This window comes from Methanohalobium sp. (genome assembly GCF_046546175.1).
Taxonomy (GTDB): Archaea; Halobacteriota; Methanosarcinia; order Methanosarcinales; family Methanosarcinaceae; genus Methanohalobium.
Window position 1 is genome coordinate 1 of sequence record NZ_JBKGYF010000088.1, and the last position, 6,865, is coordinate 6,865.

7 protein-coding genes and 1 tRNA gene are annotated in these 6,865 nt (G+C 39.3%); 5 read left to right on the forward strand and 3 right to left on the reverse strand.

The genetic code is table 11. The features are described 5' to 3' along the window. Positions 1–138 precede the first annotated feature (138 nt). Together ACLFMM_RS08460 and ACLFMM_RS08465 are read left to right on the forward strand one after the other, a co-directional pair. Complete coding sequence (locus ACLFMM_RS08460) at positions 139–909, forward strand: sulfide-dependent adenosine diphosphate thiazole synthase (RefSeq protein ID WP_410808298.1); 771 nt, start codon at positions 139–141, stop codon at positions 907–909. 81 nt (positions 910–990) lie between these two features. Beyond that, positions 991–1,062, forward strand: a tRNA-His gene (locus ACLFMM_RS08465). An 84-nt stretch (positions 1,063–1,146) separates the two neighbouring features. Here ACLFMM_RS08465 and purF read toward each other — a convergent pair. From purF to ACLFMM_RS08480, 3 genes are read right to left on the reverse strand one after another with little or no spacing between them, the layout of a single operon-like run. Next, complete coding sequence (purF, locus tag ACLFMM_RS08470; protein WP_410808299.1) at positions 1,147–2,562, reverse strand: amidophosphoribosyltransferase; 1,416 nt, start codon at positions 2,560–2,562, stop codon at positions 1,147–1,149. 35 nt (positions 2,563–2,597) lie between these two features. After that, positions 2,598–2,768, reverse strand: coding sequence for a 50S ribosomal protein L37e (locus tag ACLFMM_RS08475; protein ID WP_410808300.1), 171 nt, complete (start codon positions 2,766–2,768; stop codon positions 2,598–2,600). Between the two features lie 58 nt (positions 2,769–2,826). Continuing rightward, a complete protein-coding gene (locus tag ACLFMM_RS08480) occupies positions 2,827–3,045 on the reverse strand; it encodes an LSm family protein (RefSeq protein ID WP_410808301.1) in 219 nt (72 codons plus the stop codon). A gap of 196 nt (positions 3,046–3,241) precedes the next feature. Between ACLFMM_RS08480 and thiD the strand changes: the two genes are divergently transcribed. From thiD to ACLFMM_RS08495, 3 genes are all read left to right on the forward strand, one after another. After that, on the forward strand, positions 3,242–4,570 hold the full coding sequence (gene thiD / locus ACLFMM_RS08485; RefSeq protein ID WP_410808302.1) for a bifunctional hydroxymethylpyrimidine kinase/phosphomethylpyrimidine kinase: 1,329 nt from the start codon (positions 3,242–3,244) through the stop codon (positions 4,568–4,570). 118 nt (positions 4,571–4,688) lie between these two features. Next, positions 4,689–5,993 carry a TrpB-like pyridoxal phosphate-dependent enzyme gene (locus ACLFMM_RS08490; protein WP_410808303.1) on the forward strand — a complete coding sequence of 435 codons (1,305 nt, stop codon included), beginning with the start codon at positions 4,689–4,691 and terminating at the stop codon, positions 5,991–5,993. A 161-nt stretch (positions 5,994–6,154) separates the two neighbouring features. Further along, positions 6,155–6,751, forward strand: a complete 597-nt coding sequence (locus tag ACLFMM_RS08495; protein WP_410808304.1) for a methyltransferase family protein — start codon at positions 6,155–6,157, stop codon at positions 6,749–6,751. Positions 6,752–6,865: the final 114 nt, after the last annotated feature.

Genomic DNA, 6,865 nt, shown 5'->3' on the forward strand with positions numbered 1-6,865 from the left:
GAGAAAATATAATCGAATTAGAATGGGTGATATTATGAGCTAATTTGATAATCTCTAAAAGTGCTGTTTTAGCATCCAATAACTTTAAGACAAATCACCCCTTTCCTATCTGAAGAAACTGTGCCGAGGTATACCAAAATGGAGCTTGATGATATAACAATTACAAAAGCAATTGTTGATGATTTTTCAAAAACATTTATGGACTACACTGAAGTTGATGTGGCACTTGTAGGCGGAGGACCTGCCAATCTGATTGCTGCCACACGTCTTGCACATAAAGGCTATAAAGTTGCGCTTTTTGAGAAAAAACTTGCACTTGGAGGAGGCATGTGGGGAGGAGGCATGATGTTTCCCCGTATTGTCGTGCAAGAAGACGCAAAAGATATACTGGAAGAATTTGATATCAATTATCATGAATATGATAACGGATATTATGTTGCCAATTCCATTGAATCCGTGTCCAAGCTCATAAGCAAAGCTGTATCCTCGGGTGTTCAGGTATTCAATCTGGTAAGTTTTGAAGATGTCATGATCCGAGAAGATGATAGAGTAACAGGCATTGTCATCAACTGGACAGCTGTTTCTGTTGCAAACCTCCATGTCGACCCACTCACCATACGTGCAAAAGTAGTAATCGATGGCACAGGTCATGAAGCTGTTGTATGCAGTACAGTTCAGAGAAAAATACCAGGTGCCAAATTCGATGGTGTTGTAGGAGAACGACCCATGTGGGCTGACGCCGGTGAAAGGAGGCTAAAAGATACCACCAGAGAAGTCTATCCTGGGCTTATTGTTACAGGTATGGCAGCCAATGCAGTTGCAGGTGCTCCCAGAATGGGACCTGTGTTTGGTGGTATGTTGCTATCAGGAGATATGGCTGCAAAAATTGCTATATCAAAACTGGATTGAGTTTCCAGTTATATTTCCATCTTTCAAGGAAAACTTTTATTTAATAAATACACATCTCTAGGTTGCCTACAAAACCTCTGTGCCGGGGTAGGGTAGAGGTCATCCTGTAGCCCTGTGGAGGCTATGACCCGAGTTCGATTCTCGGTCCCGGCCCTTATTCTATGCAAAACAGCCTATAAAGGTAAATATTTAAAAATAAGAAATTTACTGGCAGAAATTATTTTTCTAAATAAGTTATCAGTAGTCAGACAATCGGGATTGTAACTGAGCACAACATTCTTCCCCGCAGATTTCAACAGGATATCTGCCGGTTAAACATCCAAGACATAACTCATTTTTATCAATGCCTATGGCATCCACCAGTCCATCTATACTCAGGTAACCAAGTGAATCAGCACCTATCATTTCTTTGATTCCTTCTATGGTATTCTGAGACGCTACCAACTGTTCACGAGTTGCCATATCGATTCCAAGATAGCATGGTGCAATAATCGGTGGGCTCCCTACTCGTGCATGAACCTCTCTAGCGCCTGCGTTACGAATCATACTGACGATTCGTTTGGACGTTGTTCCACGTACAATACTATCATCGATTAAAATTAATCTCTTTCCATCGATATTATCAGATATGGCGTTCATTTTAAGCCGTACTGCTATATCACGCATTTCCTGTCCCGGCAAAATAAATGTACGCCCTATATATCGATTCTTCATCAATCCCTCTCTGTATTCAATACCTGCTTCTTTAGAATATCCTATCGCAGAAGTTATCCCTGAGTCAGGAACTGGTGATACTGTGTCCGAATTTGCAGGATGTTCAGCTGCAAGTACCCGGCCGATTTTCTCTCTGACATTATACACCAGTTTCCCGTCAATAATCGAATCAGGACGTGCGAAGTATATATATTCAAACACACAGTGTGCTGCTCTTTTATCAGTATCAAGCTGATAACTTTCCATTTCACCATCTCTGAAGAATAATATCTCTCCAGGATAGACATCTCTTAGCAGTCTACCATTGAGGGTATCTATTGCTACACTTTCAGATGCCACCAAATACCCCCCTTCAACCTCTCCTATGCATAGAGGTTTAATAGCAAGCGGGTCCCTCACCGCTATCAACTGGTTATCGATTAAAATAGTAAGAGAGTAAGAACCTACAAGCCGGTGCATCACTGAGCGTATGGAGTCCAGTATACTGTGTTTTAAAAGTTGTTTGACAAGTAGATGAGCTATTACTTCGGTATCTGAATTTGTTATAAAAATTCGACCTTCAGATTCCAGTTCATCACGAAGTTCTTTTGCATTAACAAGATTCCCATTATGTGCAATGGCAACCGTTCCACCCTTAAAATTAACAACCAGTGGCTGACAGTTTTCTATATCAGAATCACCTGATGTAGAATACCTAACATGCCCGATACCTACATTTCCAGTCAGGTTTTTTAGGTCTTCCCTGACATATACTTCAGGAACAAGTCCCATGCCTTTAATCGAGTGTGCAGAATAGCCGTTATGGACAGTTAAACCTGTGGATTCCTGACCTCGGTGTTGAAGTGCATAAAGCGCATAATAGATTTGAAAAGCGGGTGAACTTGATTGTGGTTCTGCACCAGGCAAAGCCACTCCTACTACACCGCATTCTTCTTCCATTTAAAATCTCTGATGCATTTTGTGGTTATATTAAATTAACGTCTGACCTTTTTGTTCCAGTTATAACTTCTCATACGTTTTGTTTTACCGAATCCGCATGATTTACATTCTTTATCGTGGACATTGAATGACACACTTCCACATCTTCTACACTTTACATGAGTTCGTTTTTGCCTTTTACCAAATGATGCAGTTCCTTTACTCATTTAATATCACCTGATCCATAAACTTAATTTTAATTTTATTATTTTAAAACGGTTAATATCACGGAGATACATACACTACATTATCTCCTCTTATTACAACACTACCAAGTTTGCGAACAATTTCCCCCTCGTTTAACTCTTCAGCATTATTGAGAACGAGGTTCATATGTACATCATATCCCAGTAGTTCGCCTCTAAACTCACGTGAGCCTCTTAATCGTACAATCACTGGTGTATTTAACGCATTGTTCAGTATATCCAGAGGTCTATTACCCATATTTAACCATCCAATTATTTATAAAATAGACATATATTTGTATGTGAATTATTAATTTTATTAATACAATCGATTGTTTCGTATTTTTTTTATGCTTCAATGTTGTTTATGCAGTATATATAATTATCGAAACAACTGTCAAAAACTATAAAACTTATATTTGACTTGACAATTTACAATTTAAAAGGTGAAAATGATGCATAAAATCCCGGTTGTACTTTCAATTGCTGGTTCGGATTCTGGAGGTGGTGCAGGAATTCAAGCTGATCTTAAAACATTTGCTACACTTGGTATGCATGGCACCTGTGCCATTACATCAGTTACATCCCAAAACACCGAGGGAGTATTTTCCACCTACGACCTGCCACCACATATAGTATCTGAACAGATCAATGCTGTATGCAAAGATATGGATGTTAGATGGGCAAAGACCGGCATGCTGGGATCAATTGAAATCGTAAAAGCTGTTGTTGCTGCAGTTAAAAAACACAATCTTTCCCTTGTACTTGATCCAGTCTTGTCTGCACAGGCAGGAGGCTCTCTGCTCAAAGAAGATGCATTGCCATTAGTGGTTGATGAATTACTGTCCTCATGTAAAGTTGTGACCCCGAATACAGATGAAGCTTACAAACTTTCAGGTGTTTATATAAAAGACCTGAATGATGCACATGATGCTGCCAGAAAAATTGCTGACAAAGGAAAATGTAATGTTATTATCACCGGTGGTCATCTTGAGGGGTCAGACCTTGTGTATGATTATGAAACTGCTGATTTCACAGTGGTACATGGAAAAATCGTTAAAGGTGGCACTCATGGTTCTGGATGTACCTATTCCTCAGCAATTACAGCATATCTAAACAGAGGGTTTGACCTTGTTGATGCGGCAAAGTATGCAAAACAATTCGTTGAAGACGCTATCAAAGGCAGCCCACACATAGGAAACGGTGTTGATCCTGTAAATCAGCTGGCACATTTACATACCGATGCTGAACGATATATGATTACCCAGAATATAATGGATTCACTGGATATGCTTCAGAATTGCCAATCATTTACTAGTCTGATACCAGAAGTTGGTTGCAATATCGCAATGGCTATATCCAATGCAGAAGTGATATCAGATGTGGCTGCTGTTGAAGGGAGAGTCATTTATTTTAAGGGGTATCCTAAAGCTGTAGGATGTATAGACTTTGGTGCAAGCAGTCATGTTGCCAGAATAGTTCTTGCAGCCATGAAATTTGATCCGAATATTCGGTCTGCTGTCAATATCAAATATTCTCCTCAAATACTGAGTATTTGTAATGAACTCGGGTACAAGATTTCATCCTTCAACCGTGCCGATGAACCAGAAGATACAAGCACCATGGACTGGGGAGTCACACATGCAATCAATGTTTATGGATATGTCCCTGATGTTATCTTTGATAAAGGTGATATTGGTAAAGAGCCGATGATTCGATTGTTGGGAAAATCTGCTGTTGAAGTTACTCATAAAGCCATTAAAATTGCAGAAAAATACTTTTAATACACGTCGTGTTAGGAACTAGAACTAGAGTTATTAACACAATGGATTTATAATAAATCAACTACACTAATGTACTAATATTTACATTAATATCTTATTTGATATATAAGTGGTTACTATGGAACAGACAAAAATTCTCCTTGATGAAAACGAAATGCCAAAACAGTGGTATAACATTTTACCTGATTTGCCCACTCCTGTTGACCCACCTCTAAATCCTGAAACTAAGGAACCTATAAAACCAGAAGACCTTGAAATTATATTCCCCAAGTCACTTATAGAGCAGGAAATGTCTCCAAACAATTATATCGATATCCCTGAAGAGATTCGTGACATCTACCGATTATGGAGACCTTCACCTCTCTATCGAGCCCATAAATTTGAAAAAATGCTGGATACCCCTGCAAAAATCTATTACAAGAACGAAGGTGTAAGTCCTGCAGGCAGTCACAAGCCCAATACATCGATTGCACAAGTCTATTACAATATGAAAGAAGGAAATGAAAGGGTTACCACAGAAACCGGTGCAGGGCAGTGGGGAAGTGCTCTATCGCTTGCCTGTAACTATTTCGACCTTGAATGCAAGGTTTATATGGTACGTTCCAGTTTCGAGCAGAAACCTTTCAGAAAATCGTTAATAAATCTCTGGGGTGCGACTGTCATACCATCACCCAGCACGGAAACAAAATTTGGACAAAAATTCCTTGAACAATATCCAGATACAACTGGGAGCCTTGGTATCGCTATCAGTGAAGCCATTGAAGATGCTTCAGAACATGAAAATACAAAATACGCTCTCGGAAGTGTCCTGAACCATGTAATGCTCCATCAGACCATCATCGGTCTTGAATCCCAGAAACAGCTCCAAAAAGTTGACGACTACCCAGACACTGTCATAGGATGCTGTGGAGGTGGCAGCAACCTTGCAGGAATTAGTTTCCCATACATAAAGGATAAAATGGATGGAAAACACGACCCGGATATAATAGCTGTTGAACCTTCAGCCTGTCCAACACTTACTGAAGGAATGTTTGAATACGATTCAGGCGATACTGCAATGATGACTCCACTGCTCAAAATGTATACACTTGGCCATGATTTTGTACCACCATCCATACATTCCGGTGGACTGCGGTACCATGGATGTTCCCCGATTATAAGCAGGCTGTACGATGACGGGTTGATGACAGGCAGAAACTACCACCAGGTTGAGATTTTTGATTCAGCTGTCAAGTTTGCCAGAACAGAAGGAATTGTGCCTGCTCCAGAGTCATCCCATGCCATAAAATGTGCAATGGATGAAGCATTAAAGTGTAAAGAGACCGGAGAAGAAAAGACAATTCTGTTTAATTTAAGTGGACATGGACATTTTGATATGTCAGCTTATGATAAATATTTTAACAAAGAACTGGGTAATGAATAATTTTCAAGAGATTTTGACCTCTCCTGTCTCATTTTATTTTTCAATTTCTGCAAAATCTGGTATTATTTGTTAAAATTTGCAATATCAATACCATATGAACTAATAAAAAGTCATAAATGGTAAATAGAAGTTATTCATATAAAAATATGGAGAGGAATGAATTGGTATCGTCCACAATTATCCTTATTTTTTGTCTGGTAGCTTTTGCATTTATACACAGTGCTCTGGCAAGCCTGCCTTCCAAACGTCTCATCGTAAGATTCCTAGGTTCTAAAGCAGAAACATTGTATATGCCAGTATACAGCTTGATTGCGGTAATAACAATATTGCCGCTCATCTATCTGTTTTACAAAAATCCGGGACCTATTCTCTACATAATACCTTCCCCATGGCGATGGATGATGGTTGGTGGACAGGTGATTACTGCGATAGTTGCCCCTAGAGCTTTGCTGGATGCACCCCATAGATTCAAGATTATTTTACAGTTAGCAGGACCCAATACACCTGAATCAGAATCTCTAAAGATTAGAGGTATTTACCGATGGGTAAGAGACCCCTTCCTGCTTTCTGGATTAATTATCATCTGGCTCACCCCGTTTATGACCGTCAATCTGCTTGTCATATACATTTTAGCCTCTATATACCTGTATCTGGGCTCCGTTCACTGGGAAAAAAGGCTAGTAGCACAGTTTGGTGATGAATACCGAGATTATCAAAAGCGAGTTCACAGAGTAATCCCACATAGACGGTCTTATTAAAATCCTGCTTTTTTACTTTTTTTAGATAACGGAGACCAGACTCATTAGTCACGTCATTGCAATTGATAAAACCAAATCCATTTAATATCAATTTTTATTCTCAATTACATTCGT